We start from the raw sequence: 628 nt of genomic DNA on the forward strand, positions 1-628 counted from the left end.
TCATGATGCCGCGAATCTCTTCCACCTCCGGAGCCGGCAGCAGCGTGCCGGTCTGCAGGAAATGCTCGATCTCGCGGAACAGCCACGGGCGCCCCTGCGCCGCGCGGCCGATCATGATGGCGTCGGCGCCGGTCACGGCCAGCACGTGCCTGGCCTTGGCCGGCGTGGTGATGTCGCCGTTGGCCACCACGGGAATGCGCACCGACGCCTTGACCGCGGCGATGGTGTCGTATTCCGCTTCACCGTGATACAGATCGGCGCGCGTGCGGCCATGCACGGTCAGCATGCTGATGCCGGCGTCCTGTGCAATGCGCGCCACGCTCAATGCGTTGCGGTGTTCGCGGTCCCAACCGGTACGGATCTTGAGCGTCACGGGCACGCGGTCGCCGACCGCACCCACCACGGCCTCGACAATGCGCTGGACCAGCGGCTCGTTCTGCAGCAGGGCAGAACCAGCGGCCACGTTGCACACCTTCTTGGCCGGGCAGCCCATGTTGATGTCGATGATTTGCGCGCCGCGATCGACGTTGTAGCGCGCGGCCTCGGCCATCATCATCGGCTCGGCGCCGGCAATCTGCACGGCGATCGGCTCGACCTCGCCCGTGTGGTTGGCGCGCCGCATGGTCTT

The 628-nt window shown here is 67.7% G+C and carries 1 protein-coding gene; it reads right to left on the minus strand.

Annotated elements, in window-relative coordinates; genetic code table 11:
• A partial coding sequence (locus ACWKV5_RS29635; protein ID WP_483844151.1) for a tRNA dihydrouridine synthase occupies nt 1-628 on the minus strand: 628 nt, incomplete at both ends.

Source organism: Pseudomonas oplopanacis (genome assembly GCF_057128725.1).